Here is a 26026-nt window from a genome sequence, read left to right on the forward strand (position 1 = left end):
TCGGCGGACGGCGGACGAGACCGACGGGAAGGGGAGTCGTGGGGAGCGCATCGCCGGGGGCGGCCGTGGTGGTCGAGCCGGGTTTCGTCGTGTTCTGGCACCCGGACGGCACGACACCGGCGGGACCGGGCGAGGCCGGGACGGTCGAGGTGGTGCTGCGCGACGGTCCGCGCACGGTTCCGGCGCGGCGGGTCCCGGTAACCGACGCCGTCGAGCTGCTGCCCGGAGTGTCCGGCGACGCGTCGGCCGGGTTCTGGTCGGTCGCCGCACAGGCGGGGACGCGCCTGGCCGAGGCCGGGTGGACGGGACCGCTGGCACCCGAGGAAGAACAGTGGCTGCGGCGGCTCGCCGACGCGATGCCGCCGCACGCCCACGCCACCCCGCTGCCCGGCGACCCGGCCCGGCTGCCCGAGCCGTTTCCCGTGCTGCTGCGGTTCCTGCGTGACGTCGCCGGCCTCGCCGCAGCCACCCGGGTGTCGCTGCGGCTCGAATCGGAGGACCTCGACGGCGGCCGGTTCCGCGCCGTGGTGCAGGTGCACGGCGACACGCTCGTCGACGCGGAGGAACTGTGGCGGACGGGTGCCGAGGCGGTCCGCCACGGGCTGCTGCTCGTGCTGCGGCGCTGTGCCGAGGTGTGGCCGCCGCTCGCCCCGCTGCTGGCCGCGCCCGTGCCGGCCGAGGTGGCGCTGCTTGACGACGACATCCGCGAGCTGCTCGGTGCCGCCGCCGCCCGGCTGGCCGAGCTAGGCGTCGCCGTCCACTGGCCCGCCGAGCTGGCTGGTCTCACGGCCCGTGCCGTCGTCCGCCCCGGCGCCGCGCCGGACGACGTGCCGGCGTTCTTCGGCGGCGGCCGCGCACTGGAGCTCGACTGGCAGCTCGCCCTCGGTGGCGCGCAGCTGTCGGCGGCGGAGCTGGACGTGCTGGCCGAGGCGCAGCGCCCCGTCGTGCGGCTGCGCGACCGGTGGGTGCTGCTCGACCCGGCGTCCGCGAGCCGCGCGCGAGAACGGGCGCTGAAACCCCTCGCGCCCGTCGACGCGCTGGCCGCCGTGCTGGCCGGCACGACCGAAGTGGACGGTGCCGAGGTCGAGCTCGTCACCGACGGCTGGCTCGCCACGCTGCGGACGCGGCTCGCTGAGCTGCCCGGCCCGGCGCCCCAGCCGGCGGGGCTGACGGCGACCCTGCGCGACTACCAGCTGCGCGGCCTGCACTGGCTCGACACCGTCACCTCCCTCGGCCTGGGCGGCTGCCTCGCCGACGACATGGGCCTTGGCAAAACGCTCACCCTCATCGCCCTGCACCTGCGCCGCGACGCCGGCCCGACGCTGGTGGTGTGCCCGGCGTCGCTGCTGGGCACGTGGGAAGCGGAGATCCACCGCTTCGCCCCGGGTGTGGCCGTGCGGCGGTTCCACGGCGGCGCGCGCTCGCTCGACGACCTGGCCGGGTTCGTCCTCACCACCTACGGCACGCTGCGCGCGGACCCGGCGCCGCTGGCCGCCGTGACGTGGGACCTGGTGGTGGCCGACGAGGCCCAGCACGTCAAGAACCACCGCTCCGGCACGGCGAAAGCGCTGCGCACGCTGCGATCGGCCGCGCGGGTGGCGCTCACGGGCACACCGGTGGAGAACACGCTGTCCGAGCTGTGGGCGATCCTGGACTGGACCACACCGGGCCTGCTCGGCACGCTCACCGAGTTCCGGGCCCGCTGGGCCAAGCCCGTCGAGTCCGGCGCCGATCCCGCCGCGGCCGAACGGCTTTCCCGGCTGCTGCGGCCGTTCCTGCTGCGGCGGCGCAAGTCCGACCCGGGCATCGCGCCCGAGCTGCCCGCGAAGACCGAGACCGACCGGCCCGTGGCCCTGACGTCCGAGCAGGCTGCGCTGTACGAGGCGGCCGTGCGGGAGCTGCTGGCCGAGGTCGGGGCGAGCGACGGGATGGCGCGCCGCGGCCGGATCATCAAGCTGCTCACCGCGCTCAAGCAGATCTGCAACCACCCGGCCCACTACCTCGCCGAAGGCGACGACGCGCCGCTGTCCTGCCGGTCCGGCAAGCTGGAGCTGCTGGACGAGCTACTCGACACGATCCTCGCCGAGGACGGCGCCGTCCTCGTGTTCACCCAGTACGTGGTGATGGCGCGGCTGCTGCAGCGCCACCTCGCGAGTCGTGACATCCCCAGCCAGTTCCTGCACGGCGGCACCCCCGTCCCTCGGCGGGAGGAGCTGGTCCGCCGGTTCCAGGACGGCACCGTGCCGGTATTCCTGCTGTCGCTGAAAGCGGCCGGGACGGGCCTGACGCTCACCCGCGCCGACCACGTCGTGCACTACGACCGCTGGTGGAACCCGGCCGTGGAGGACCAGGCGACCGACCGCGCGTACCGGATCGGGCAGACACGACCGGTGCAGGTGCACCGGCTCGTCGCCGAGGGCACCGTGGAGGACCGGATCGCCGCACTGCTGCGGGAGAAACGCGCGCTCGCCGACGCGGTGCTCGCCGGCGGGGAAGCGGCGTTCACCGAGCTGACGGACACCGAGCTCGCCCAGCTCGTGCAGCTGAGGAGGCCGGCATGACCGACCGCGTCCGGGGGTTCCCGGCATTCCCCGCGTGCGAGGGCCGGGGTCCGTTCGCGCGCACGTGGTGGGGCCGCGCGTGGCTGCGGGCGATGGAGGACACCGCATTGGATCTGCGGCAGCTGCGGCGCGGCCGCCGTTACGCCGTGGCGGGCCTGGTCGGGCCGATCACGGTGAGTCCCGGCCGGATCGCCGCGACGGTGGACGCCACCGACGGCGGCCCGTTCCGCACCAGCGTGCACCTGGCGGAACTGTCCACAGCGGACTGGGACCTGCTGCTGGGCCGGGCCGCCGACCGGGCCGGGAACCTCGCCGCGCTGCTCGACCGGCACCTGCCCCCGGAGCTGGCCGACGACGTGCCGTTGCTGCCGGGCATCGGCGATCTCGACCCGGAGTGCGACTGCCCCGGGTTCGAGCTGCCGTGCCGGCACGCGGCCGCGCTGTCGTTCCAGGTGTCGTGGCTGCTCGACGCCGACCCGTTCGTGCTGCTGCTCGCCCGCGGCCGCACCGAACGCGAGGTCCTCGACGAGCTCGGGCAGCGCACCACCCGCCCCGCCGACGGCATCCTGGCCGCCGACGCGTACGCGCGGGTGGTGCCGCCTCTGCCGGAACTGGCCGAGTTCAACCCGGTGCCGCGCTAGGCGTGGGTGCCGCCGTCGATGCGGATCTCGGTGCCGGTGATGAACTCGCCGTCGTCGGAGGCCAGCATCGCCACGACACCCGCGACCGACTCCGGGCGCCCGACCGGGTTGCCGACCGGCGTCGCGAGATCCGTCGGCAGGATCGGCAGGAGCTTGCCGAACAGCGCCCAGTCCACGTCCTGCGGCATCCAGGTGCCCGCGTTGTCGGTGATGCCGCTCTTCACGCTGCCCGGCGCGACGCTGACCGCGCGCACGCCCTGCTTGCTGTACTCCAGCGCCAGCGAGTGCGTGAACGCCTGGATCCCGCCCTTGCTCGCCGCGTACGCCGCCATGTAAGGGTGCGCGAACGCCGCGGACGTGGAACTGAAGTTGATCACCACGCTCTTCCCGGTGGCGATCAACGCGGGCAGCGCTTCACGCGTGACCAGGAACGTGCCGGTCAGGTTCACCGCGACGATCCGGTTCCAGAACTCCAGCGACGTCTCGTGCGTGTGGGAGGCCTGCAGGATCCCGGCGGCGTTGACGAGCACGTCGAGCCCGCCGAGGTGCTCGACCGCGGCCGCGGTGCCCTTCACCACCGACGGCTCGTCGGCGACGTCCATCACGAAGGTCTCCAGGCGCGGGTCGCCGGCCAGCTCGGCGGTGCCCGCGATGGTCTCCGCGGACACGTCGGTGGCCACCACCCGCGCCCCCTCCTCCAGCAGACGCAACGTCGTGGCGCGGCCGATGCCGGAACCGGCACCCGTCACGAGGATCCGGCGATCGTGCAAGCGAGTCATCAATCTCCCTCAGGTTGCTCCGGACGATCACCGTACCGAGTTCACCACTGCCTGCCACGGCGCAGTTTCGCCAGTTCCGGCGCGGACACGTGCCCGATCCGGTACCGCACGGGGTCTTCGTCCGGTGCGTCCTCGGCCCACAACGTGTAGCGCACCAGCTCCCAGCCGCGCGGGTCGATCACGAGCGCGGCCGAATGCACGCCGGCCCGCCGCGCGTGCTCGGCCAGGTCCGCCACCGCCGGTGTGATCAGGTCACCCGGCAGCACCTCGCGCGGCAGGGTCTCCGTGCGTTTGCCCGCCGCGCGGGGTGTGGTGGCGAACGCCGGGCCTTCCTCGAACGCGAGCACGGTCCAGTGCTGCACGGGCGGGCGGCCGAAGTCGTCGACGATCCCGCGGAAGCCGCCTTCCCACAGGAACGCGTGCATCCCGGCCGGGTCGTGCCAGAGGTAAAAGGGGGAGTACTGGTTGAGCGCCGAGCCGTCGACGCCGCGTTCGCGCACCCCGTACGCCTTGAGCCCCAGCCCGGGGAACTGGTCCAGCAACGGCCCGCGCTCACGCACCCTGCGGTGGATGATCTGCATGTCGTAGTCGGCGGGCAGGGTGATCTCGTAGTGCATGGCGTGCACGGGTGACCTCCGATCGTCGAGGTCCACACTAGGAGGGCGGGGCATGGGGGCGTACGGGTTTGTGGGAGCCGGGGAGATCACGGCGGCGATCGTCGAAGGGCTCGGCGTCGGGGCGCCTGCGGTGTTCTTGTCGCCGCGCGGCCGGCAGGTCGGCCGGGAGCTGGCGGCGCGGTTCCCGAACGTGGCTGTCTGCGCGAGCAACCAGGACGTGCTCGACGCGGCTTCGGTGATCGTGCTGGCGGTGCGGCCCGCCGTCGCCCGGGAAGTGGTGGCAGAGCTGGTGTTCCGGCCGGACCACGTGGTGCTCAGCGCCGTGGCCGGGGTGCCGCTGGCGACGCTGCGTGAGTGGGCCGCGCCGGCCGCGCACGTCGTGCGGACCATCCCGCTGCCGCAGGCCGCCCGCCGGCAGAGCCGCACCGCGCTGTTCCCCGACCACCCCGCCGCCCGCGACCTGTTCGAGCCACTCGGCGGGGTGGTCGTCCCGCCTGACGAACCGACGCTCGACGCCTTCAGCGCCGCCACCGCCACCTTCGCCGCGCACCTGGACTACCTGACCACGATCGCGGGCTGGCTCGCGGGCCACGGTGTCGAACCCGGCGCCGCCGACGCCTACGTCACGCACTTGTTCGCACAGCTGGGCCGGTCGCTCGGCACCGCGTCGCTCACCGAACTGACCGCGAAACACACCACACCGGGCGGGATCAACGAGCAGCTGATGACGGCGCTGCGCCACGACGGCGTGCCCGGCGCGGTTCGCCACGCCCTCGACGCGGTCCTGGCCCGGCTGCGCGAATAGCTCAGCTTTCCTTGCGCGCCAGCAGATAAGCCTGCGGCGTCTTCTCCCGCGGACCGCTCGCGCGGATGAGCCGGGCCTCCATCGTGAAGCCGGCGTCGGTGAGCAGCCCGGTGATGAAGTCCGGGTCGAGCCGGTAGGCGTAGAGGGAGATGTCGTGGCCGTAGCTGTGGGTGAGGTGCCGGCGCTCGGTCCCGACCTGGAACGCGGTCAGCAGCCGCCCGCCCGGCTCGAGCACGCGCGCGAGCTCCGCAACCAGCACCGGCAGCCGCTCCGGCGGGGTGTGGATCAGCGAGTACCACGCGAGCGAACCCGCCAGCGACGCGTCGTCCAGCGGCAGCTCGGCCATCGAGCCGACCTCGAACTCCAGCCCCGGGTGCGCCTCGCGCGCGGCCTCGACCATGCCGGGGGACAGGTCGATCCCGAACGCGGCCAGCCCCCGCCCCGCCAGGTAGCCCGTGATCCGGCCCGGCCCGCACCCGAGATCCCCGACGCGGGCGCCCGCGCCGACGAGCTCGGCGAAGGTGTCCAGCATCGCGCGGTCCCACGGGCTCGCGGCGAGGTCGTCCTTCAACAGGTCGGCGTAGGACACCGCGACGGTGTCGTAGGCGGTGCGAGTGGCGGACACGAAGTCGGTTCCGGAGGCGGTCATGGCCGCGGACGGTATCGCGCCGGCCCGCCCCGTGTCCGCCGAACGCGCCGCCTACACCCGGGCGCGGTCGATGATCGCCGAGGTGTCCGTGCCCGCCGGCAGCGTGCCGAACGCGATGCCCCAGTCACCGGCGAACCGCGACGCGCAGAACGCGTCGGCCACCGCCTGGTCGCCGTGGCGCACGAGCAGGGAACCCTGCAGCACCAACGCCATCGACTCCACCACCCGCCGCGCGCGGAACTCCACGTCGTCCAGATCGGACAGTTCCTTCTTCAACCGGTCCACCGCGTCGTCCAGCCGCGCATCGGCACCCGCGGCCTGCTCGACCTCGGTGAAGAACGCCGCCACCGACTCCGGCTGACGGCCCATCGCGCGCAACGCGTCGAGCGCCGCCACGTTGCCCGAACCCTCCCAGATGGACATCAGCGGAGCCTCGCGGTAGAGCCGCGGCATCCCCGACTCCTCGACGTAGCCGTTGCCGCCGAAGCACTCCAGCGCCTCGGCCGCGTGCGCCGGCGCCCGCTTGCACACCCAGTACTTCGTGACCGCCAGCCCGAGACGCCGGAACGCCTGCTCCTGCGCGTCGTCCGGCCGATCACCCGCCGCCGCGAGCCGCATCGCCACCGTCGCGGCCGCATCGGACTCCACCACCAGGTCGGCCAGCACGTTCGCCATCAACGGCTGATCCACCAGCGCCTTGCCGAACGCGTGCCGGTGCGTCGCGTGGTGCACCGCCCGCACCGCACCCAGCCGCATCCCCGACGCACTGCCGAGCGCGCAGTCGAGCCGCGTGTTGTTCACCATCTCGATGATCGTGCGGACCCCGCGTCCTTCCTCGCCCACGAGCCAGCCCACGGCGTCCTCGTACTCGATCTCCGACGACGCGTTCGACCGGTTGCCCAGCTTGTCCTTCAGCCGCTGCAGGCGGATCGGGTTGCGGCTGCCGTCGGGCAGCACCCGGGGGAGCAGGAAACACGACAGACCACCGGGCGCCTGCGCCAGCGTGAGGAACAGGTCCGACATCGGCGCGGAAGTGAACCACTTGTGACCCACCAACCGGTACGAACCATCGGCGACCGGACGCGCGGTCGTGGTGTTGGCCCGCACGTCGGAGCCGCCCTGCTTCTCCGTCATCGACATGCCCGCGATCAGCCCGCGCTTGGTGCTCGGCTCCCGCAGCCCGAAGTCGTACTCCGTCGCCGCCAACAGCGGCTCGTACAACGCCGCGAGCTCAGGGTTGGCCCGCAGCGCCGGGACCGCCGCGTAGGTCATCGAAATCGGGCACGTGTGCCCGGCCTCCACCTGACCCCACACGTACAGCTTTGCCGCCCGCGCCGCGTGCGCCCCGGCTCTCTCGTCACGCCACGGCGCGGCCTGCAGCCCGTGCGACACGGCGACGCTCATCAGCTCGTGCCAGTACGGGTGGTACTCGACCTCGTCGATCCGGTTCCCGTACCGGTCGTGCGTGCGCAGCACCGGCTCGTTCTCGTTGACGATCCGGCCCCACTCCTGGGCCTGTTCGCTCCCGGCGAGCCGGCCCAGCTCGTGGACCTCCCCGGCCGCCCAGCCTGCGTCCGCACGATCCAGCGCCTCGAGCAGCGCCGGATCCTCCGCGACGTCGTAGACCAACGGCGGCACCTGGTTGGTGACCTCATGCGTGGCGGACATCGGAACCTCCCAAAGACCGGACGACGAACGTCCGCAACTCGACGACATCACTCACCGCGCCGCCTCGCAGCGGCCCGATCAGCACCTCCGCCGCGGCACCCACCAGCGCCGCCGCGGTCAGCACGGAATCCTGCGCGGGCAGCGCACCCGAGCGCACGCCGGCGGCCACGTGCTCGGCCACCACGTCCCGGAACGCCCGCCGGAACTCCAGGCGCTCCGCGTCGATGAGAGCGTCCACCGGCTCGGCCAGCAGCGCGTACGCCAGCCGCGGCGCCTTCAACGCGCGCGCCGCGAACGTCTCGAACACCGCCGCCACGCGCTCCGCCGGTTCACCCGGCCCCGCCGACGCCTCGCGCACCGCCTCGACCTCCCGCGTCACGACCTGGCGGAACACCCGCACGACCAGCTCGGCCTTGGTGGGGAAGTGGCGGTACACCGTGCCCACGGCGACCCCGGCCCGCTCCGCGACCGCCGCCACGGAACAGCCCGCGTAGCCGTGCTCGGCCAGCTGCTCGACCGCCGCGGCGACGATCGAGTCGCGCAGCGCGTCGAGGCGCTCCTGCACTTTGGGGGTCCTGCGGTAGGGCACGTCAAGAAGTGAACCACCGATTCACTGCTTCGGTCAACCACGCCGGCACGCCCCAAAAAAGTGGTCCGCGCAGGGCGAGCAGGGCGTGCTTGGCTGGGCATCCGGACGAAAGGACCACACCATGCTGCGAGGAATGGCGACCCTGAACTTCTCCGCCGGCGACCTCTCCGCCGCCCAGGCCTGGTACACGGAGGTGCTCGGCATCGAGCCGTATTTCTCGAGACCCGGCTACATCGAATACCGCCTCGGCGACCACGAAGCCGAACTCGGCATCATCGACCGCCAATTCCTGCCGCCGGCACCCGACGGGCCGGCCGGCGCGATCGTCTACTGGCACGTCGACGACCTGCCTGCCGCGTTCGACCGCCTGATCGCCCTGGGTGCGGCCGAACACGACGGCCTGCGCGAACGCGGCCACGGTTTCGTCACCGCCTCGGTCGTCGACCCGTTCGGCAACGTCCTCGGCATCATGTCCAACCCGCACTACGTGGACATGCTCGCGACGAGCTGAGGCCGGGGGAGAAGCAGCCGGCGCGAGTGGACCTGGAGGCAGCCGATCACGCCAACCCCGAGCGGGTGAACGCCGGAACCGGCACCCGGCATCCGGCTGCCTCGCGCCGCTACGATTCGGCCATGATCTGGGTACGCACGGTGTCGGTCACACTCGGACTGGTCGCGGTGACCTGGATCGGCGTCGCGCTGGCCGTGTTCCACGGTGGCGGCGGCACCCTGCTGATCTGGGTCAGCGCCGCCCTGATCCTCGTGGTCCCGGCGATTCTGGCCCGGTCCGGGGTGTTCATCCTGCTGAGCACTTTCGTCGCCGGGTTCCACCTCGTGATGATCTTCATGGCCGGGCTCTCCGCCGTCGACGGATTCGTCCTGGAGACGCGTGGCGAGCAGGTGCGGGCGACCGCAACCGGCTACACCGACCATTGGACCGCCGAGCAGTTCACACCGCCGAGCAAGTACACCCGCGAAGCGCTGATCGTCGCCACGCCGGACGGGCAGCACGGCATCGTGGCCGTGGACGGCGACAAACCGGGCTCGGTCGTCGACGTGGTCGCCGACCCGGCAGCGGCAGTGGACCTGCACCGGCCCGACGAGGTCGACTTCACCGTCGGCATCGTCGTCGCCGCCATCGATCTCTTGATGATCTTCGGATGGGTCTTCTGGGCAGACCGGTCGCGGTCCCGACGTCGCCGCCCGGCCGACGAGGTACCAGCGGCGACGGAGTAGTGGCCTCGACGGCGGAGGCGCCGAGCCGCGCCGCCGGCTCTCGGGCGGTCGTTCACTGTCCGAGAGCGCGGTAGCGGAGGTAAACGACGCCGTTTCGGAATCGGCGCTCATCGAGGAGCTCGAGGTCGGCACGCATCCCGGTCGGCAGCCCTGGCTTGCCGCCGCCGACCACGACGGGCAGGACGAACAACTGGCATTCGTCGACCAGCCCGGCCTTGAAAGCCTGCGTCGCGAGATTGGCGCCTCCCACGGTGAGATCACTGCCGGCCGCGGCCTTCAGTTCGCGTACTGCCGCGGGGTCGAAACGGCGTTCGAGCCGAGTGTCGGCAGTGGACACCGCGGCGAGGCTCGAGGAGTACACGACTTTGCTCGCCGCCTGCCAGGCGCGCGCGAAGTCGGCCATGAGGTCGGACTGCGCGGCCAGAGCGGCGTCGGTCTCCCAGACGGCCATCGACTCGTACAGACGCCGCCCGTAGAGAAACGTGCCCGCGGACCGCAGGAGGTCGGTGGTGAACGCGAAAACCTCGTCGTCGGGCGGGAACCAGTCGAAGGCGCCGCGTTCGTCCTCGATGTAACCGTCGAGCGACACGTTCGTCACGTAGATCAGCTTTGCCATGCCGCTACCTCTCGATGGTGGTTCGCACCAGGCCGGACATTCATCAGCGTGGCGTCCAGCTTGGTGAACGCTTGGCGCCAACCCTCCTCGCTGCGGCGCGCCAGATGTTCGGGGAGCCACTGGCGGATCTCCAGTCGCGTCCGCCCGTCAGCCTCGTCGTGGAACTCGACCCGCAGTCTCGTCTCGAACGGCTCAATGCCCTCCGGCAGCCGGCCACCGACGTGCATGACGCCTTCGATCAGTTCGCCGTCGGCGACGTCGGTGAGGTCGACGTGGACGTGCACGCGAAGCTCGGGGTCGGCCGCATTGACCTCCGTCCACCGTTGAAAGCCGCCGGGGCGCACGTCGAACTCGATCTCATCGCGCGGCAGTGAGGTGCCGACCGGGCCCCACCAAGCCGCCAAGTGGTCGGGATCGGTGAAGGCTCGATAGACGAGCTCCCTCGGCGCGTCGAACACCCGCGAGATGACGAGCTGCGGAGGTTCCGTTTTCATTCGAGCTCCCTGGGTTCGTCGACCATCCGGTCCGTCGCCCGCTCGGCGGCCTGCACCGCGGCGAGGCGGGCATCGAGGCGGGTGAGGGACGAGTCCCAGAACCGCCGGTAGCGCTCGATCCAGTCGGCCGCCTCGCGCAACGGGGCAGCCTCGAGACGGCTCGCGCGCCACTTGCCCGACCGCGACCGCGAGATGAGCGCGGCGCGCTCGAGCACTTTCAGGTGCCGCGACACCGCCGGCATCGAGATCGACAGGGGAGCGGTGAGCTCGGTGACCGTGGCGTCGCGTGTGGCCAACTCGGCGATGATCGCCCGTCGAGTCGGGTCGGCCAGCGCCGAGAACACCGCACTGAGCTGATCGGTGCCAGCCATCGGAAGCTCCCTTCACTTAACCAACGTGTTAAACGTAGGGGAACGCGAGTGATCGTGTCAACGGCGGCAACCCGGAGCGAGCGGCACCACGGAGCCCGGAGCGCCAGGCTTCCTCACGCGTGCGCCGACGACGCTCAGTAGTGCCTGCGACCGGCTCCAGGGGTGGTCACGGCCGCAGGGGAGAGCCGGTCGATCCAGGCCGACGTCAAAGGCCCTTCAGGACACGATCAAGTGCCGATCGGCCCGCGGGCCCCCAGTTCGGCTTGCCGCCGGGCAGGCCGCGGTCCCCGTTCTGGCCCATCAGCATCAAGAACAGGCTCTTCATCGCGGCCAGCCCGCGCGCCCGGCGGACCGTCGCCTCGTCCGCCTGGGCGTAGCCGTCGAAGAACCGCGCGGCGCCTCCCGCGGGGAGCAGCAGCCAGGCGGCCGCAAGGTCCCACGCCGGATCGCCGGCGAAGACTGCGCCGAAGTCGATGATGCCCGCCAGCGTGCCGTCCGCGATGACGACGTTCGCGGGATGCAGGTCACCGTGCACCCACACCCGTGGCCGCTGCCACTCGAAAGCCGCCACCGCGTCGTCCCACACAGCCCGGATGTCGTCCTCGGCGAACCCGCCGAGGTCCACGGCCCGCAGGAAGTGCTCGAACCCGCCCGTGCACTCCTTGGGGTGAGCTCCGAAGTCCGAGGAGTCCGGCGCGCCGGCGGGCGCGTCCACATGCAGCGCCTTGAGAAAGGCCGCCAGCATGTCGGCCGCGTGGTCGCCGCGGGTGATCGAGCCGTGGTCCAGGGGCGTGCCTTCAACCCATGTCATGACCGTCCAGATCTTGGGGAAGCGCTCGGACGGTGTACCGCTCCGCGCCGGAGTCGGGATCGGCAGCGGCAGGCGTGCGGCCAGCAGTGGCAGCCAGCGGCGTTCCTTGAGCTGTGGATCGGAGCCTTTGTCCATCCGCTGCATTCGGACGGCCAAGTCGTCCCCGAGGCGCCACATCTGGTTTCCCCAGCCGCCGGCCACCTCGCGGATGGGCAGCTCGGCCAGGTCCGGATGCTGCTCCCGCAGCAAGTCACGGACCAGATCTTCGCTGATCTCGATCTCGGATTCGATGATGGGGAGTCACGGTACTTGAGCGCCTGCCGGCCCCGGTGTCGGGGCAGCTGTCGCGGGCGCCGGGCCACCCGGAACTCAGGCGTAGCGCCTGCCAGGAGGCCATCTCAACCACCATCACGTCGGCAATGACTGCTGGCGCGGAGGAGGACTGCTGATTCATCAGATGCACTACGCAGAAGGTTACTTGACATAATGTACATTATCGGCACTTGGCCGACCTGCGGCAGGAAGCCCGGAGAGGGGCTCCAGGAGACTGACCCGAGAGGCTCGAACACCCGCGGACGAGACCGTGCCCACGGAAGCCCCGTCGGGACGCCGCGATCCGCGCCCGACCGACCGCCCACCGCGCGAGAGGTCCTGAGCGAGCCTCCCTGGAGGCCGTCCGGAGACTTCCGTGGAGATCCCCGAGTTCAGGCGTCAGCACCGCCCGAAACACCCGTTCAATTCGTCACCGTGACGAATTGAACGTGACTGGCGGGACATCGGAAGTGCGGAACCAACACGCGCACGGGAGCATCGACGGCCGATCAGCCCTCGACGGACCGCCCAAGACGACCGCCGGCGACCACTCGAACAGATGAACGATCCCTCGGCAACGCCGCACAGCACCGCCAGGAACTCACCAAACCGGCCAGGCGAGCCGAGGGCGCGAGACCGAGAGAACCGTTGTCCCCCAAGGGGATTCATCGCCTCCGCAACCGCGTTTCATGCATAATCGCCATTATGCAGCATACCGGACAAGCGTCCGGGTGTCAGAACTGTCGGTGCTGTGCTGTACAAGATCCACATGCTGGTTTCCGAGGCACAGCAAGCGTTCTTCGCGGCACGGCGGCCGCGCAAGGACTCGCCGCACACCACCGCCGCCTACCGTCGTGATCTGGCCGGGATCACCACTCTCCTGCTCCAGGAGCTCGGCCGCGCGCCCGAGGAGCTGGACGTCGAGCACCTGACGGCGCCGGCGCTGCGGACGGCGTTCGGCGCGTTCGCCGACGGGCACGCGAAGAGCTCGGTGCTGCGGGCGTGGTCGACGTGGAACCAGTTCCTCACGTTCTGCGTGTCCGACGGGCTGCTCGCGGGCAATCCCATGGGTGCGGTCGCCCGGCCCAAGACTCCCCCGCTGGTGCCGAAACCGTTGCGGGGTGAGGAAACTCCGGAGCGGTTGCTCGCCGCGGCGGCCGACGGTGCGCGGCGCGCGCGGGATCCGTGGCCCGAGCGCGACGTGCTGGTGCTGGCGCTCGGGCTGGTGGCCGGGTTGCGGGCGGCGGAGATGCGGGCGCTGACGCCGCGGTCGGTGGTGGGCCGGGACGGTGAGCTGCGGTTGCACGTCTCGGGCAAGGGCAGCCGGGACCGGTCGATCCCGGTGCAGCCGGTGCTGGCGAAGCTGATCGAGGACTACGGGAAGTCGTGCCGGCGGCGGTTTCCGCGGTCGCGGTTCCCGGCGTCGGAGCCGTTGCTGCGCGACCGGGCGGGTGAGCCGATCGGGCGTGGGGCGCTGGAGTACCTGGTGAAGTCGTGTTACCGGTGGGCGGGGTTGCACGACCGCGTGCCGGCGGGCGCGAACTTGCACGCATTGCGGCACACCTTCGCGACGCGGTTGGCGGAGGACGGGGCGACGGCGTCGGAGATCATGACGTTGCTGGGGCACGCGAGCCTGGCCACGAGCCAGAACTACATCGAGGCGACGGGCCGGGAGCAGCGGGCTGCGGCGGCGAGCAACCGGACGTACCGCGCGCTGGACGGGCTGGGCGCGGGTGATGCGGGCTGAGTGTTCAGTGGGCGGCGAGGTAGTGCTCGCGCAGGACGTGTTTGCGGATCTTGCCGGAGCCGGTGAGCGGGAACTCGGTGACGAACTGCCACACCTTGGGTGTCTTGTGCGGTGCGAGGTGTTCGCGGACGTGGGCGAACAGTTCTTCCTCGCCGACGTCGGCGCCGGGGCGCAGGAGCACGAAGGCGCCGACTTGTTCGCCCCACTCCGGGTCGGGGATGCCGATCACGGCGACGTCGGCGACGGCGGGGTGGTCGAGCAGGACGTGTTCGATCTCGCGGGGGTATATGTTCTCTCCCCCGCGGATGATCATCTCTTTCACGCGGCCTTCGATGGTGAGGTAGCCGCGGTCGTCCATGCGGGCGAGGTCGCCGGTGTGGAGCCAGCCTTCGGGGTCGATGGCGGCGGCGGTCTGTTCGGGCATGGCGTGGTAGCCGGTCATCACGTGGTAGCCGCGGGTGCAGAGCTCGCCGGTCTCCCCCGTGGCGGCGACTTCGCCGGTGAGGGGGTCGACGATCTTCACGGCGCAGGCTGGCAGGGCGCGGCCGAGGGTTTCGGCGCGGTCGTCGGCGCTGTCGGCGGGGGTGGTCATGGTGATGCCGGGTGAGGCTTCGGTCTGGGCGTAGATGATGGACATCGGGACGCCGAGGGTGGCTTCGACGCGGCGGACGAGGGCGGGTGGCACGGGGGCGCCGCCGCTGAGGGCGTAGCGGACGGAGCTGAGGTCGGTCTTGGGGAAGTCGGGGTGGCCGAGCAGGGCGAGGAGCATGGTGGGCACGCCGCCGAAGACCACTCCCCTCTCCTGTTCGAGCAGGGCGAGCTGCAGTGCGGGGTCGAACCAGGGCATGAGGACCTGGGTGCCGAGGGTGGCGATCGGGGCGAGGGTGGCGAGCACGCAGCCTGCGGTGTGGAACAGGGGCATGGGGTTGACGAAGTTCTCGCCGGGTCGCATGTCGAGCGTGCGGGCGTAGGAGAGCAGGGCGTTGTTGGTGATGCCCCGGTGGTGGAGGACGGCGCCTTTGGGGGTGCCGGTGGTGCCGGAGGTGTATTGGATCTGGGCGGGGTCGCCGGGTTCGACGGTGGGCAGGGACTGGGTGGGCAGCCCGGAGGCGCGGAAGGCGCGCCAGTCTTCGAAGCGGATGGTTTCGCGCAGTTCGGGCAGGTCGGGGCGGACGTGGTCGAGGATGGCGGCCATGGGGGTGCCGCGGTATTCGCTGACGAGGAACACGCCGGAGGCGCCGGACTGGCCGAGGACGTGGCGGAGTTCGGCTTCGCGCAGGGCGGGGTTGACGGTCACGAGTGTCAGGCCGGCGAGGGCCGTGGCCATTTCGAGCAGGACCCATTCGGGGATGTTGTTGGCCCAGGCGGCGACGCGTTCGCCGGGTTGGAAGCGGCCGAGCAGGGCGCGGGCGGCGTCTTCGGCTTCGGCGAGGAGTTCGCTGTAGGTCCAGCGTCGGCGCGCCTCGGGGTCGGGCAGGCCTTCGACGAGGGCGGGTGCGTCAGAGGCTTGGGTGGTGGCTTCGCGGAGCAGGGCGCCGACGGTGAGTTCGCGGACGGCGTCGAGTTCGGTGGCGGGTGTGAACGCGGCCTTCGTCACGGGCGTCTCCCTCGCTCGGCCGGCGCACGGCTTCGCTGCCGGCAGTCCCCCCCGGGGACATTCCGGACTCTAGTCCGCCCGGCGGGCCGGCGGAGCCGCTGGAATTCACCGCGGAGCCGCTGGGGATCTCGGTGGAGGCGCTCGAATGGATCAGCGGAGCTGTTCGAGGTCTTTCGCTGCGAGGACGATTTCTTCGGCGAGGCGGCGGAGTTCGTCGGCGTCGGCGCCGTCGTGGGTGGCGGTGGCGATGTCTTCGGCGGCGCAGCGCAGCTGGAAGAGGCGGTCCTGCAGGGCGGCGATCTCGGTGTCGGAGAGCACGACGGCGTCTTCGGGCAGGCCGCTGCGTTGCAGGGCAGTGCGGCGTTCGTAGGCGCGCTGGCGGCAGGACTGCCCGCAGTAGCGGCGGCGGCGGCCGACGTTGCCGCCTTCGGGCAGGCGGCGGCCGCACCAGCCGCAGTGCTTGGGTGCGTTGCTGCGGCGCGGTACGACCAGTTCGTCGCCGGTCATCGGGTGCTCGGCCAGTTCCCTCACCCGCCAGACCCTAGCTGGCCATCGTGTTCTCATGCCGAGGCCATGCCGGTGGCGCACACTGTGGGGATGCGCCCACCGTTTCCGTACCTGTCGGATCCGCTCCCCCGTGCGTTCGCCCATCGTGGGTGGCACCTCGACGAGCTGGAGGGGATGGAGAACTCGCTGCCGGCGTTCAAGCGCGCGGTCGAGGAGGGTTACCGGTACGTCGAGACGGATGTGCACGCGACGTCGGACGGTGTGGTGGTGGTGCACCACGACGACACACTGGACCGGACGACCGATGGTGGCGGGTCGATCGCGGCGCAGACGTGGGCGCAGGTGAAGGACGTCAAGGTCGGCGGGCGGGCGACGCTGTCGCGCCTGGAGGACGTGCTGGAGGAGCTGCCGCAGGCGCGGTTCAACGTGGATGTGAAGGCGAACAGTGCAGTCGAGCCGTTCGTTCGGGTGCTGGAGCGCACGGGTGCGATCGACCGGGTGGCGGCGGCGTCCTTTTCGGACTCGCGGCTGGTGCGGCTGCGGCGGCTGGCGGGGCCGAAGCTGGTGACGGCGATGGGGCCGCGGTCGGTGCTGATGGTGTGGGCCAATGGGTGGGTGCCGCCGGTGCCGTTGAGCCGGTTCGCGGGTGGGTATCTGGCGCAGGTGCCGGTGAAGCAGGGGCCGCTGACGGTGGTGGACCGTTCGTTCGTGAAGGCGGCGCAGCGGGCGGGGTTCGAGGTCCACGTGTGGACGATCGACGATCCGGCGCAGATGCGGGAGCTGCTGGACCTGGGTGTGCACGGGATCGTGACGGATCGGCCGGACCTGCTGCGCGACGTGCTCGTCGAGCGGGGTGTGTGGCAGCAGGCCGGCTGAGCCGCGGTTCTACCGGGGGCGTTTGCCCTGCCAGGCGGCCTTCCACGTGAGCGGGCCGAGGCGGCCGGAGTCCTTGATGCCGTTGGCGCGCTGCAGGTCGAGCACGGCGGTTTTGGTCTTGTCGTAGTAGCAGCCGGTGCCGGTGAAGCCGTAGCCGAAGGCGTTCATGCGGAGCTGGAACGTCTTGAGCGCGGGTGCGCAGTCGCCGTAGGCGTAGACGACGCCGGGCCAGGCGGGCATCCCGCCGGGCGGTGCGGGGGGTGCGGGCTGTGGCTTCGGGGTCGGCGGGGCGGGCAGGCCGGTGCCGCCCATGTAGGCGGATTCGTCGTAGGACGGGATGCGCTTGCTGCGGGCGTCGGCGTCGCCGGTGAGCTTGAGCATCCCGGCGCACTGCCAGGGCTGCCAGCCACGCATGCGGTAGAGGTAGAGCGCGCGGTAGTCCTGTTCGCGCGGGCTGGCCTGGTCGGGGCGGCCTTGGCCGCCGACGCTGCGCCAGGTGGGCAGGTCGAACTGGTAGGCGCCGTAGTAGCCGTTGCCGGTGTTGATCGTGTAGCGGCCGCTGGCCTCGCACATGCGCAGCTTGGCCCAGGAGCCGGACGAGGGGTCCGCGGACGCGGCGCCGGCGACGGCGAGCTGCAGCCCCAGGACGGCGGCCGCGAGGAGCACGATCCTCGCGGCACCGCGGTGAGCAGTGCGAACGCGGTTGGTCATGGGTGCACAGTAAGCACGCGACCCATTGACCACAAGAGTCACACCACGCACACCAGTCTCACACAAAATGGCAAAGAATCACGTGAGCGACACGCCTCGCGTGCCATTTCGAGAGCCGTTCGGCTCAGCGCGGATGATCGGCGGGCGACGAACCGGACACGGTTTACCCGTTCGGCGGTGTCCCGCGCGGCCGCCCCAGTAGTGTGCCGCCTGACCTGGAGATTCGCGACCGCTGAGGAGCCGTGGATGACGCTGGCCGAGACCCGTGACAAGAAGCGGGAACGGTGGGGCTGGTACTTCTACGACTGGGCCAATTCGCCGTTCTATTCGTCGGTTACGACCGTGTTCGGTGCGCTCTACATGAGCACTGTCGCGGCGGCGGACGCGAAGCAGAACATCACCCTTAACGGGGACAAGGCGTGCCTCGACGCGTCCGGCGCGGACGACAAGCTCCACAACTGCGACGTGTCGTTGTTCGGGCTGCATTTCCCCGCCGGTTCGACGTGGGGTTATCTGCTTTCGGTGGCGACGGTGGTGCAGGTGCTGGTGCTGCCGATCGCGGGCGCGGTGGCCGACCGCAGCCGGAACAAGCGGCGGATCCTGGGCTGGTTCGCCTGGCTGGGCGCGGTGGCGTCGGCGCTGATGTTCTTCATGGCCGGCTCCGACTGGCAGCTGGGTGCGGCCCTGTTCGTCGTCGCGAACATCGGCTACGGCGGTTCGCTGGTCGTCTACTACTCGTTCCTGGTCGACATCGCCGAGCCCGACGAGCGGGACGACGTGTCCGCGAAGGGCTGGGCGTTCGGGTACCTGGGCGGCGGGCTCGCGCTCGCGTTGCAGCTGGCGTTCTACCTCAGCCGTGACGCGCTGGGCGTGGACACGGGCACGGCGGTGCGGATCTGCTTCCTGACCTCGGGCCTGTGGTGGGCGGTGTTCACCATTCCGGTGCTGCGCGCGCTCCCCCGCGTCCACACGCCGGTGGCGGTCGAGCCCGGGGTGTCGGTGCTGCGGGCCGGGTTCCGGGAGCTGCGGCGGACGGCGGTGGAGGCGAAGGCGTTCCCGCTGACGCTGGCGTTCCTGGGCAGCTACCTGCTCTTCGCCGACGGGATCTCGACGGTCGTGGCGGTGTCGGCGCAGTACGGGAAGGACGAGCTGCGCTTCTCCGACGAGGTGCTGATCATCACGGTGCTGGTGATCCAGTTCCTCGCGTACGTGGGCGGGGTGCTGCACGGGCTCGTGGCGCGCCGGCTGGGGGCGAAGCGGACGATCCTGGGCAGCCTGGTGCTGTGGGTCGTGGTGCTGGCGGGTGCGTACTTCATCCAGCCGGAGCAGCCGCTGCAGTTCTACGCGGTGGCAGTGGGGATCGGGCTGGTGCTGGGCGGGACCAACGCGCTGTCGCGGTCGCTGTTCAGCCAGATGATCCCGGCCGGGAAGGACGCGCAGTACTACTCGCTCTACGTCGTGGGCGAGAAGGGCACGTCGTGGCTGGGTCCGCTGGTGTTCGCGGGCGTCGGGCAGGCGACGGGGTCGTTCCGGCTGGCGATCGTCGCGCTGGTGATCTTCTTCGTCCTCGGGTTCGTGTTCGTGGCGCTGGTGCCGGTGCGGCGCGCGATCGTGGCGGCCGGGAACCGTCCGCCCGCCGTGCTGTGAGGGGGCGGGCCGGGGCCGGATAGGGTCGATCGTCGTGACTGCCCTCGAAGAAGCCGTGCCCGACGATCCCACCGACGCGCTGTCCCCGGTCCCCGCCGCGCGCGCCCGGGGCGGCCGCCTGAAGTTCTGCTACGGCCCGATGGACTGCGGGAAGTCGACGCTGGCCCTGCAGATCGACCACAACCACGCGCGGCAGGGCCGGCGCGGGCTGGTATTGGTGCGCCACGACCGGTCCGGGGCGCCGCAGATCAGCAGCCGGATCGGGATCACGCGCCGCGCCACGGAGGTCGGCACGAGCACGGACGTGCGGGACCTGGTGCGCGAGCGCTGGGCCGGCGGGCAGCACGTGGACTACATCATCGTCGACGAGGCGCAGTTCCTCTCCCCCGTGCAGGTCGACCAGCTGGCGGAGCTGGCCGACGAGGCCGGGATCGACGTGTACTGCTTCGGGATCGCCACCGACTTCCGCAGCCGGCTGTTCCCGGGCGCGGGCCGGTTGTTCGAACTGGCCGACGAGCTGCAGCCGGTGCAGGTCGAGGTGCTGTGCTGGTGCGGCCTGCCGGGCCGGTTCAACGCGCGCGTGGCGGACGACGAAATACTCCGTGAGGGTGACACCGTTGTGGTAGCAGATACCGAACAGTCTGTAGTTGAATCTTCAGCTTCGGCACGTTCCGATGCTGAATCAACTACGGTCCGTTATCAGGTATTGTGCCGCCGACACTTCCGGTTGGGTAACTTGGGACCCGTGACGGCCCACCACGGTCAGTTACGGTTGTCGTGAACGCAGTGCCAGTAGCCCAACTGGGGGATATCCGCACTTGGAAGGCGGTGTCTGCGTCACGCCGGAGCGCGAAACGTGTCCCAGTAGAGGAAGCTGATGCCGAAGGGTGACACAGCTCATCGTGAGCAACGACATGGTTACCGGGGAATCCCCCGGACGCCCCGTTCGTTGCATAGGGTGAGCAACACCCTGGCTCCACCCGGAGCTGACTGAAAGGACCCCATCATGGCCGACCGTGTTCTCCGTGGAAGCCGGCTGGGAGCGGTCAGCTACGAGACCGACCGCAATCACGACCTCGCCCCGCGCCGCACCGTGCGCTACGCGTGCCCCAAGAACCACGAGTTCGAGGTGCCGTTCTCCGACGACGCCGAGATCCCGACCGTCTGGGAATGCCGCCTGCACGGCAGCGAGAGTGAGATCGTCGACGGCGGGCAGCCCGAGCAGAAGAAGACCAAGCCCCCCAGGACCCACTGGGACATGCTTCTGGAGCGCCGCTCCATTCCCGAGCTCGAGGACCTGCTGAACGAACGTCTCGCCGAGCTCAAGGGACGCCGGACCAGCCGGTCCGCGTGAGCCTCGGCCAGTAGCTGGCTCCCACCCATCCCCGATCGATCGGCCCCCGTGACCTCCCTCCACGGGGGCCTTTCGCATGTCCGGGCCGGTTCGGTCGCGCCGGAGAGCGGTCGAGGCCGGCGGTGTTGAGCCGGAGACGCAGGCCGCCTAGCGGTTGTCGTACGCCGCACGGGCCGCGTCGATGTGCGGCAGGTGCGTGATGCTCCATTGGAGCAGCGGTGCGGTGGCCTCGCGCAGGGTCCGGCCCATCGTGGTCAGCTCGTAGCTGACGTGCGGTGGCATGACGTTGCGGACCGTGCGCGTCAGGATCCCGTCGCGCTCGAGGTCGCGCAGGGTCACGGTGAGCATGCGCTGGCTGATGCCGTCAACGGCGCGCTTGAGCTCGGTGAAGCGGCGCGGCCCGTCCTTGAGCGTGCGCACGATCAGCAGTGCCCACTTGTCTCCGACGATGCCGAGGACCTCGCGGGCCTGGCACGGGTCCTGCATGGGTTACCTCCTGGGAACCGGGGCACCGAAAAGTGCCGTATTGCCCGGCGCGCGTCGTGGGGACCACGATGATCGCGGTTACCAAAGGGTACCGAGGCACAAGGAGGAACCGTACGATCATGGCCACCTTTCTGCTGGTACACGGCGCCTGGCACAGCGGGCGGAGCTGGGACCGGGTGGTTCCGCTGCTGGAGTCGGCCGGACACAGGGTGCTCGCGCCGTCACTGACCGGCTACGGCGACAAAGCGCACCTGCTGGGCCCCGAGATCCGGCTCGGCACCCACCTCGATGACATCGCCGGCCTCATCGAAAACGAGCGTCTCGACGACGTCGTGCTCGTCGGGCACAGCTATTCCGGGATGGTCATCTCCGGGGTCGCCCACCGGGTTCCTCAGCGGATCGCGCGCCTGGTGTTCCTCGACGCGATGGTCCCCGACGACGGCGAGTCCGCGGTCGACGTCCTTCCCGTCACCAAGGAGCTCATCGACGCCGCCGTGGACGGGTGGCGGGTTCCGCCGATGCCGGAGCAGCCACCACCGCTCGGCCTGTTCGGAGTCACCGATCCCGAGGACGTCGCCTGGTTGCGCTCGATGCTGTCGGACCACCCGGTACGGTGCCTTTCCGAGCCGGTCCGCCTGACCAACCCGGCGGCGCGCACGATCCCGCGTACGCACATCCACTGCGTCGGGGCCCGGCCGGAGGGCATAACCCGCCGCCCCGTCCCACCCGGCGAGCGCGTGCGTGAACTAGCGACCGGCCACGACTGCATGATCACCACGCCGGTCGAGCTCGCCGGGCTGCTGATCGAGGAAGCTTAGGCCACGCGAGAGGACGGATCTCCGGCTCCGCGTCGTGCCGGCCGGGTCTCGTATTCGAACGTCGTGTATTCGCGTCGCGACAAGTGCGGAGCGGTTCCGATGCAGCCCACCGCCGATTGCAAGCGTGTCGACTGGTCGCGGGAACGAAGCGCCCCTCATGCTGACCGGGTGGATACACCGTGTCGATGAGCCGGGTCTCGCCCGCCGACCGCGGCTTCTGGCGGCGGTGCAGATGACCACACGCGACGCATTGGTCTTGTTCGGTGCCCGCGTTGAGGCTCCTGGCCTCTCGGCGTCCCTGGAGGTGGAGACACTCAACGGTGACGGCCTCGACAGCTTCGTCCAGAGCCTCGACTCTGGTTTTCCTGGACTCTGCGCTTTCCCGAGCCGACCGAGGAAGATCCCGCGGTCTGGACAGCCACCGCGCGGGTTCACCTCATCCCAGGCGAAGACCTTCGAGTCTTCAATTCAGATGTTGCAGCCTTCCTCAATGTCTAGTTCGGCAGCCACGTAGCGACCCCGCACCGTCGACAGGCCACTGGCGGGCTCCCATATTCGATCTACGCGTATTCCGGTTCGGAAGCGAAGGTGCTCAGCACGCGCTTGTCGCCTTGCGACAGCTTCAAGGCTGCAAGGGGTGACCGTCCTACCGTTCATCCAGTCGCTGACGCCACCACGCAGCCGCATGCCAGGGGCTGATCGAACTCGCCTTCGGGTCGTGCAGGGTCCTTCGCCTGAACTCGTCATCGAGCGGAGCAAGGACCCGACGCAGTTCAGCGCGGGCCTCGTGCGGCAACGCCCGCAGGGCGGCTTCCAGTTCGTCGCGGGCCTCGACCGGATCACAGCACGGGCAGTCGGGCCAGGGAACATACAACCAGCGGCCCGGCTGCCGTAGGAAGCGTCGATAGCGGTCAAACGCGTTGAAAAAGTACCCGGCCCACAGATCGCGGGTCTCCACGATCTCGATGGCGATCTGCGTTCCCCGGCCGACACCGGGAATGCGTGTTGCCGACCGGCGGTCGCGGGCCCCTGGTCCATCGGCGCGGACAACGCCTGGCTTCCTACGAGGCATTGCCCCGTTGGGTCGACATCATGTCAACAGCATGCCACACCTGGAGCTGCTGGTAGCACCGCTGGCGGGCGGCGGCGTACCTGGTCCAGCCGCCGCCGACGTTCCGCACCTGGCGGGTGGTCGTCGTGTGGTGGAAGCCGAGCGCGTCGGCGACGACCGGGGCAGGGACTTCGAGCACCAGCTCGCGGACGGCCGCGGCTTTGGCCAGTCGAAGCGGGATCCCGAGCGCCCGGAGGTGCCGGCTGTGGCGCGCCGACGCTGCGGCGTGGTTCGCTGCAACGGTTAGCTGCAGCGTGCGCAGGTCGAGCAACACGGAGTCGTTGAAAGGTGCGAACCACCCCGTATTCGCATCGGATGAAATACGCCACGCGGATCGCGAGATGCGGGTGTTCCTGCCGCTCGCGCGCCCGTTCGGGCTGGCCCTCGAGCACTACCTCGCCGATCCCGTGCGGCTGAGGATCGTGACCAGCCTGCGGGCCGGCGCCGAAGCCTCGCCCCGGGACCGGCCGCCCACCACCGCGAACACCGCGAGTCGGCGGCGGCCCGATGGATCTCCCGTTCCCGCACAAGTTCCCCCGGACACGAGAAATCCGCCGTCCCGTGGACCGGGGCGGCGGACTCTCGTGGTCACCGGGTGCGTCAGTGCCGGCCGAGCAGGCGCTTGACCTGCTCCAGGCGCCTCTTCACGCCCCACTCCGCGACGCGGAAGAACGCCTCGCGCATGATGTCGCCGCTCATCTTCGACTGGCCGATCTCGCGGTCGGTGAAGGTGATGGGGACCTCGACGATGTCGAAGCCCGCATCGGCGGTGCGGCGGGTGAGGTCGATCTGGAAGCAGTAACCGTGGGAGGCGATCTCGTCGAGCTCGAGCTTCTCCAGCACCGGCCGGCGGTAGGCGCGGAAGCCGGCGGTCATGTCGGAGACCTTGAGGCCCAGTGCGATGCGCGAGTACAGGTTCGCTCCGCGCGAGAGGAGCTGGCGGCTCAGCGGCCAGTTGACCGTGCTGCCGCCGGGCACGTAACGCGAGCCGATGGACAGGTCGGTGTCCGCGACGGCGTCCAGGATCCGCGGCAGGTCCTCCGGGGCGTGGGAGCCGTCGGCGTCCATCTCGACGAACGTGGCGTAGCCCTGCGCCAGGCCCCAGCGGAACCCGGCGATGTAGGCCTTGCCCAGCCCGGCCTTTTCCGTGCGGTGGAGCACGTGGACGCGCTCGTCGGCGGCGGCCCGCTCGTCGGCGAGCTCACCGGTACCGTCCGGGCTGCCGTCGTCGACGACGAGCACGTGGACGTCCGGGAGTGCCTTGTGGAGCCGGTCCAGAACCGGGCCCAGGTTTTCCCGTTCGTTGTAGGTCGGGATCACCACCAGCACCGGCTCGATTCCTTCGGCCCCCCGCGGCGCCTGCGCCATCCGTCTCCTCCGAATCCGGCGGTTCAGCCCGCCGCTTCCCCTGCTGTCGTGCCGGCGCTCGCGCGCCGAGTGCGAAAACGGAGTACGAACCCGCCGGCGACACCGGCGATCGCCAGTGCCAGCAGTCCGTACTCCGTCCACGCACCGAGTCGATCCGACAGCGTAGTCTCTGTCCGCAGCGGCACGCGGCCGACCAGGGCATCTGCGGTGAAAAGGCTGGTTGAGCTGGTGATCGTCCCGTCGGGGGCCACCAGGGCGCTCACCCCGGACGTGGCCGAGACCACCACGGCGCGCCCGTGTTCGACCGCGCGCAGCCGCGACATCGCCAGCTGCTGGTAGCTCATCTCCCCCGGCCCGAACCACGCGTTGTTGGTCGGCACCACGAGCAGCTCGCCGCCGTCGTCGGTCGCTTCGCGCGCGGGGTAGTCGAACGCGGTCTCGTAGCAGATGAACACGCCGACCTTGGTACCCGCGACCGACAGGGCGGCGTTGCTGCCGTCGCCCGTGCGCATGTCGGCGGTGTCGTCGACGAACGGGGTGACCAGCCGAGCGATGTCGCGGGCGGGCACGTACTCGCCGAAGGGCACCAGCTGCTGCTTGGCGTAGCGCTGGCCCTCGCCGGTTTTCGGGTCCCAGACGATCGCGGAGTTCTGGGCGGTGCCGTCGGGCAGGCGGTAGAGCGCGCCGATGATGGCGGGCACGCCGTAGGAGTTCACCATCTGGTCGATGGCCGGGTCGTCGCCGTCGAGGTAGGTGGCGGTCTCGGGCCACACGAGCAGGTCGGGTTTGGGTACCTTGCCCGCCTGGATCTGCCCGAGCAGCTTCGCGCTCTCGGCGAGGTGGTTCTGGCGCAGCACGTCACGCTCGCCTTCGAGCGCGATGCCGACGTCGGGTGCGTTGCCCTGCACGGCGGCGACGGTGAGCGAGCCGTCCTGCGCGCCGGTGCCTACCGTCGGCCACACCGCGAGCCCGGCGACGACCGGCAGGAACGTGAGCACCAGCGGTGCGATGAGCCGGCGGTCGCGCAGCTTGCGCTGTTCCCACAGGCGGGCGGCCAGTGCGGCGAGACCGAAGCCGCTGAGCACGACCGCGAGCCCGACGAGCGGTGCGCCGCCGACCGAGGCCAGCGAGAGGTACGCGCCTTCGGGCTGGCTGAACGCGACGCGGCCCCAGGGGAAGCCGCCGAGCGGGAACCACGCCCGCGGCGTCTCCAGCGCGACGAACACCAGCGCCCCCCACAGCGGCGCCAGCGGCAGCCGGGACACCACCCGGATCAGCACCCCGGCGAGTCCGAAGTAGAGCGACAGCGCGCACGAGAGCCCCAGCCACGGCCACGGCCCGAACTCCCGGCCGAGGAAGTCCTGCAGCCACACCAGCAGCGCCAGCAAGAACACGACGCCGTAGACGAAGCCGTAACCGAACGCGCCGCGCAGCGACCGTCCACGAAGGACGAGCGCGAACCCGGCGAACGCGATCGGCGCGAGCCACCACAGCGGTCTCGGCGCGAAGCTGAGGTAGTACAGGTAGCCCGTGGCGCCGGCGGCGACGAGCCGCACCAGCCACGCGCGCGTGAACCGCGGTCGTTTCCGCCGCTTGGAGGTCGTTTCGTGCGGAGCGCCCGGTTCGGGGTCCGCGACAGTCACTGCCACGCCCCG

The 26026-nt window shown here is 70.8% G+C and carries 28 protein-coding genes; 11 read left to right on the forward strand and 17 right to left on the reverse strand.

Annotated elements, in window-relative coordinates; genetic code table 11:
- Positions 1-38: 38 nt before the first annotated feature.
- Together AB0K15_RS12085 and AB0K15_RS12090 are read left to right on the forward strand one after the other, a co-directional pair.
- Entirely contained in the window at positions 39-2561 is a 2523-nt protein-coding gene (locus tag AB0K15_RS12085; protein ID WP_364048611.1) for a DEAD/DEAH box helicase, read from the forward strand.
- Entirely contained in the window at positions 2558-3202 is a 645-nt protein-coding gene (locus AB0K15_RS12090; RefSeq protein ID WP_364048613.1) for an SWIM zinc finger family protein, read from the forward strand. The genes AB0K15_RS12085 and AB0K15_RS12090 overlap by 4 nt, the downstream gene beginning before the upstream one ends.
- Here AB0K15_RS12090 and AB0K15_RS12095 read toward each other — a convergent pair.
- Both AB0K15_RS12095 and AB0K15_RS12100 read right to left on the reverse strand, forming a co-directional pair.
- Positions 3199-3981: an SDR family oxidoreductase gene (locus AB0K15_RS12095; protein ID WP_364048615.1), complete on the reverse strand. Its 783-nt coding sequence runs from the start codon at positions 3979-3981 to the stop codon at positions 3199-3201. The two genes, AB0K15_RS12090 and AB0K15_RS12095, sit on opposite strands and share 4 nt — an antisense overlap.
- A gap of 41 nt (positions 3982-4022) precedes the next feature.
- Positions 4023-4598: a DUF4865 family protein gene (locus AB0K15_RS12100; RefSeq protein WP_364048997.1), complete on the reverse strand. Its 576-nt coding sequence runs from the start codon at positions 4596-4598 to the stop codon at positions 4023-4025.
- 52 nt (positions 4599-4650) lie between these two features.
- On the opposite strand from AB0K15_RS12100, the gene AB0K15_RS12105 reads away from it, so the two are divergent.
- Positions 4651-5403 (forward strand): NAD(P)-binding domain-containing protein, encoded by a 753-nt coding sequence (locus AB0K15_RS12105; RefSeq protein ID WP_364048617.1) that lies wholly within the window; start codon positions 4651-4653, stop codon positions 5401-5403.
- 1 nt (position 5404) lies between these two features.
- Here AB0K15_RS12105 and AB0K15_RS12110 read toward each other — a convergent pair whose 3' ends face one another.
- The 3 genes from AB0K15_RS12110 to AB0K15_RS12120 are packed head-to-tail and all read right to left on the reverse strand — an operon-like array spanning position 5405 to position 8309.
- Positions 5405-6052 carry a class I SAM-dependent methyltransferase gene (locus AB0K15_RS12110; RefSeq protein WP_364048619.1) on the reverse strand — a complete coding sequence of 216 codons (648 nt, stop codon included), beginning with the start codon at positions 6050-6052 and terminating at the stop codon, positions 5405-5407.
- Between the two features lie 51 nt (positions 6053-6103).
- Positions 6104-7720, reverse strand: coding sequence for an acyl-CoA dehydrogenase family protein (locus AB0K15_RS12115; RefSeq protein ID WP_364048621.1), 1617 nt, complete (start codon positions 7718-7720; stop codon positions 6104-6106).
- Positions 7704-8309, reverse strand: a complete 606-nt coding sequence (locus AB0K15_RS12120) for a TetR/AcrR family transcriptional regulator (protein WP_220240733.1) — start codon at positions 8307-8309, stop codon at positions 7704-7706. The genes AB0K15_RS12115 and AB0K15_RS12120 overlap by 17 nt, the downstream gene beginning before the upstream one ends.
- A 121-nt stretch (positions 8310-8430) precedes the next feature.
- Here AB0K15_RS12120 and AB0K15_RS12125 point away from each other — a divergent pair, with 121 nt between their 5' ends.
- Both AB0K15_RS12125 and AB0K15_RS12130 read left to right on the forward strand, forming a co-directional pair.
- Complete coding sequence (locus tag AB0K15_RS12125) at positions 8431-8820, forward strand: VOC family protein (RefSeq protein WP_364048624.1); 390 nt, start codon at positions 8431-8433, stop codon at positions 8818-8820.
- 122 nt (positions 8821-8942) lie between these two features.
- Positions 8943-9545, forward strand: coding sequence for a hypothetical protein (locus tag AB0K15_RS12130; protein ID WP_364048626.1), 603 nt, complete (start codon positions 8943-8945; stop codon positions 9543-9545).
- Positions 9546-9597: 52 nt separating this feature from the next.
- On the opposite strand, the gene AB0K15_RS12135 is transcribed toward AB0K15_RS12130, so the two are convergent.
- From AB0K15_RS12135 to AB0K15_RS12150, 4 genes are all read right to left on the reverse strand, one after another.
- Complete coding sequence (locus tag AB0K15_RS12135; RefSeq protein WP_364048627.1) at positions 9598-10161, reverse strand: dihydrofolate reductase family protein; 564 nt, start codon at positions 10159-10161, stop codon at positions 9598-9600.
- Complete coding sequence (locus AB0K15_RS12140) at positions 10149-10655, reverse strand: SRPBCC domain-containing protein (protein WP_364048629.1); 507 nt, start codon at positions 10653-10655, stop codon at positions 10149-10151. The genes AB0K15_RS12135 and AB0K15_RS12140 overlap by 13 nt, the downstream gene beginning before the upstream one ends.
- A complete protein-coding gene (locus AB0K15_RS12145; RefSeq protein WP_364048631.1) occupies positions 10652-11026 on the reverse strand; it encodes a metalloregulator ArsR/SmtB family transcription factor in 375 nt (124 codons plus the stop codon). The genes AB0K15_RS12140 and AB0K15_RS12145 overlap by 4 nt, the downstream gene beginning before the upstream one ends.
- A 205-nt stretch (positions 11027-11231) precedes the next feature.
- A complete protein-coding gene (locus AB0K15_RS12150; RefSeq protein WP_364048633.1) occupies positions 11232-12086 on the reverse strand; it encodes a phosphotransferase in 855 nt (284 codons plus the stop codon).
- An 814-nt stretch (positions 12087-12900) separates the two neighbouring features.
- Here AB0K15_RS12150 and AB0K15_RS12155 point away from each other — a divergent pair.
- Positions 12901-13896 carry a tyrosine-type recombinase/integrase gene (locus AB0K15_RS12155; RefSeq protein WP_364048635.1) on the forward strand — a complete coding sequence of 332 codons (996 nt, stop codon included), beginning with the start codon at positions 12901-12903 and terminating at the stop codon, positions 13894-13896.
- Between the two features lie 4 nt (positions 13897-13900).
- Here the strand turns inward: AB0K15_RS12155 and AB0K15_RS12160 are convergent, their stop codons facing one another.
- Both AB0K15_RS12160 and AB0K15_RS12165 read right to left on the reverse strand, forming a co-directional pair.
- Positions 13901-15493: an AMP-binding protein gene (locus AB0K15_RS12160; protein ID WP_364048637.1), complete on the reverse strand. Its 1593-nt coding sequence runs from the start codon at positions 15491-15493 to the stop codon at positions 13901-13903.
- Positions 15494-15643: 150 nt separating this feature from the next.
- Positions 15644-16000: a hypothetical protein gene (locus tag AB0K15_RS12165; RefSeq protein ID WP_364048999.1), complete on the reverse strand. Its 357-nt coding sequence runs from the start codon at positions 15998-16000 to the stop codon at positions 15644-15646.
- 90 nt (positions 16001-16090) lie between these two features.
- On the opposite strand from AB0K15_RS12165, the gene AB0K15_RS12170 reads away from it, so the two are divergent.
- Entirely contained in the window at positions 16091-16876 is a 786-nt protein-coding gene (locus tag AB0K15_RS12170) for a glycerophosphodiester phosphodiesterase (RefSeq protein ID WP_364048639.1), read from the forward strand.
- A gap of 9 nt (positions 16877-16885) precedes the next feature.
- Here AB0K15_RS12170 and AB0K15_RS12175 read toward each other — a convergent pair whose 3' ends face one another.
- Positions 16886-17587, reverse strand: coding sequence for a transglycosylase family protein (locus AB0K15_RS12175; RefSeq protein ID WP_364048641.1), 702 nt, complete (start codon positions 17585-17587; stop codon positions 16886-16888).
- Between the two features lie 246 nt (positions 17588-17833).
- Between AB0K15_RS12175 and AB0K15_RS12180 the strand changes: the two genes are divergently transcribed.
- The 3 genes from AB0K15_RS12180 (at position 17834) to AB0K15_RS12190 (ending at position 20588) form a co-directional block, all read left to right on the forward strand.
- The gene (locus AB0K15_RS12180) at positions 17834-19234 is read left to right on the forward strand and encodes an MFS transporter (RefSeq protein WP_364048643.1); all 1401 of its coding nucleotides are present in this window, start codon (positions 17834-17836) and stop codon (positions 19232-19234) included.
- A gap of 34 nt (positions 19235-19268) precedes the next feature.
- Entirely contained in the window at positions 19269-20015 is a 747-nt protein-coding gene (locus tag AB0K15_RS12185; RefSeq protein ID WP_364048645.1) for a thymidine kinase, read from the forward strand.
- Positions 20016-20240: 225 nt separating this feature from the next.
- Positions 20241-20588, forward strand: a complete 348-nt coding sequence (locus AB0K15_RS12190; protein ID WP_091613651.1) for an RNA polymerase-binding protein RbpA — start codon at positions 20241-20243, stop codon at positions 20586-20588.
- 147 nt (positions 20589-20735) lie between these two features.
- Here AB0K15_RS12190 and AB0K15_RS12195 read toward each other — a convergent pair whose 3' ends face one another.
- Positions 20736-21074 (reverse strand): helix-turn-helix domain-containing protein, encoded by a 339-nt coding sequence (locus AB0K15_RS12195; protein ID WP_364048647.1) that lies wholly within the window; start codon positions 21072-21074, stop codon positions 20736-20738.
- A gap of 119 nt (positions 21075-21193) precedes the next feature.
- Here AB0K15_RS12195 and AB0K15_RS12200 point away from each other — a divergent pair, with 119 nt between their 5' ends.
- Entirely contained in the window at positions 21194-21892 is a 699-nt protein-coding gene (locus AB0K15_RS12200) for an alpha/beta fold hydrolase (RefSeq protein ID WP_364048649.1), read from the forward strand.
- 646 nt (positions 21893-22538) lie between these two features.
- Here AB0K15_RS12200 and AB0K15_RS12205 read toward each other — a convergent pair.
- From AB0K15_RS12205 to lnt, 4 genes are all read right to left on the reverse strand, one after another.
- Positions 22539-22850, reverse strand: coding sequence for a hypothetical protein (locus AB0K15_RS12205; protein WP_364048651.1), 312 nt, complete (start codon positions 22848-22850; stop codon positions 22539-22541).
- Between the two features lie 103 nt (positions 22851-22953).
- The gene (locus AB0K15_RS12210) at positions 22954-23277 is read right to left on the reverse strand and encodes a hypothetical protein (RefSeq protein WP_364048653.1); all 324 of its coding nucleotides are present in this window, start codon (positions 23275-23277) and stop codon (positions 22954-22956) included.
- A 326-nt stretch (positions 23278-23603) separates the two neighbouring features.
- The gene (locus AB0K15_RS12215; RefSeq protein WP_360601452.1) at positions 23604-24371 is read right to left on the reverse strand and encodes a polyprenol monophosphomannose synthase; all 768 of its coding nucleotides are present in this window, start codon (positions 24369-24371) and stop codon (positions 23604-23606) included.
- 23 nt (positions 24372-24394) lie between these two features.
- Positions 24395-26020 (reverse strand): apolipoprotein N-acyltransferase, encoded by a 1626-nt coding sequence (gene lnt, locus AB0K15_RS12220; RefSeq protein ID WP_364048655.1) that lies wholly within the window; start codon positions 26018-26020, stop codon positions 24395-24397.
- Positions 26021-26026 lie beyond the last annotated feature (6 nt).

This window comes from Amycolatopsis sp. NPDC049253 (assembly GCF_040678995.1).
GTDB lineage: Bacteria > Actinomycetota > Actinomycetes > Mycobacteriales > Pseudonocardiaceae > Amycolatopsis.

Bases quoted from the DNA above. Each gene is read 5' to 3' on its own strand.
- AB0K15_RS12170 (WP_364048639.1), top strand. From the start codon at position 16,091: ATGCGCCCACCGTTTCCGTACCTGTCGGATCCGCTCCCCCGTGCGTTC.
- AB0K15_RS12180 (WP_364048643.1), top strand. From the start codon at position 17,834: ATGACGCTGGCCGAGACCCGTGACAAGAAGCGGGAACGGTGGGGCTGG.
- AB0K15_RS12130 (WP_364048626.1), top strand. From the start codon at position 8,943: ATGATCTGGGTACGCACGGTGTCGGTCACACTCGGACTGGTCGCGGTG.
- AB0K15_RS12165 (WP_364048999.1), bottom strand. From the start codon at position 16,000: ATGACCGGCGACGAACTGGTCGTACCGCGCCGCAGCAACGCACCCAAG.
- AB0K15_RS12125 (WP_364048624.1), top strand. From the start codon at position 8,431: ATGCTGCGAGGAATGGCGACCCTGAACTTCTCCGCCGGCGACCTCTCC.
- AB0K15_RS12090 (WP_364048613.1), top strand. From the start codon at position 2,558: ATGACCGACCGCGTCCGGGGGTTCCCGGCATTCCCCGCGTGCGAGGGC.
- AB0K15_RS12195 (WP_364048647.1), bottom strand. From the start codon at position 21,074: ATGCAGGACCCGTGCCAGGCCCGCGAGGTCCTCGGCATCGTCGGAGAC.
- AB0K15_RS12110 (WP_364048619.1), bottom strand. From the start codon at position 6,052: ATGACCGCCTCCGGAACCGACTTCGTGTCCGCCACTCGCACCGCCTAC.
- AB0K15_RS12100 (WP_364048997.1), bottom strand. From the start codon at position 4,598: ATGCACTACGAGATCACCCTGCCCGCCGACTACGACATGCAGATCATC.
- AB0K15_RS12190 (WP_091613651.1), top strand. From the start codon at position 20,241: ATGGCCGACCGTGTTCTCCGTGGAAGCCGGCTGGGAGCGGTCAGCTAC.
- AB0K15_RS12140 (WP_364048629.1), bottom strand. From the start codon at position 10,655: ATGAAAACGGAACCTCCGCAGCTCGTCATCTCGCGGGTGTTCGACGCG.
- AB0K15_RS12200 (WP_364048649.1), top strand. From the start codon at position 21,194: ATGGCCACCTTTCTGCTGGTACACGGCGCCTGGCACAGCGGGCGGAGC.
- AB0K15_RS12215 (WP_360601452.1), bottom strand. From the start codon at position 24,371: ATGGCGCAGGCGCCGCGGGGGGCCGAAGGAATCGAGCCGGTGCTGGTG.
- AB0K15_RS12135 (WP_364048627.1), bottom strand. From the start codon at position 10,161: ATGGCAAAGCTGATCTACGTGACGAACGTGTCGCTCGACGGTTACATC.
- AB0K15_RS12115 (WP_364048621.1), bottom strand. From the start codon at position 7,720: ATGTCCGCCACGCATGAGGTCACCAACCAGGTGCCGCCGTTGGTCTAC.
- AB0K15_RS12145 (WP_364048631.1), bottom strand. From the start codon at position 11,026: ATGGCTGGCACCGATCAGCTCAGTGCGGTGTTCTCGGCGCTGGCCGAC.
- AB0K15_RS12105 (WP_364048617.1), top strand. From the start codon at position 4,651: ATGGGGGCGTACGGGTTTGTGGGAGCCGGGGAGATCACGGCGGCGATC.
- AB0K15_RS12175 (WP_364048641.1), bottom strand. From the start codon at position 17,587: ATGACCAACCGCGTTCGCACTGCTCACCGCGGTGCCGCGAGGATCGTG.
- AB0K15_RS12095 (WP_364048615.1), bottom strand. From the start codon at position 3,981: ATGACTCGCTTGCACGATCGCCGGATCCTCGTGACGGGTGCCGGTTCC.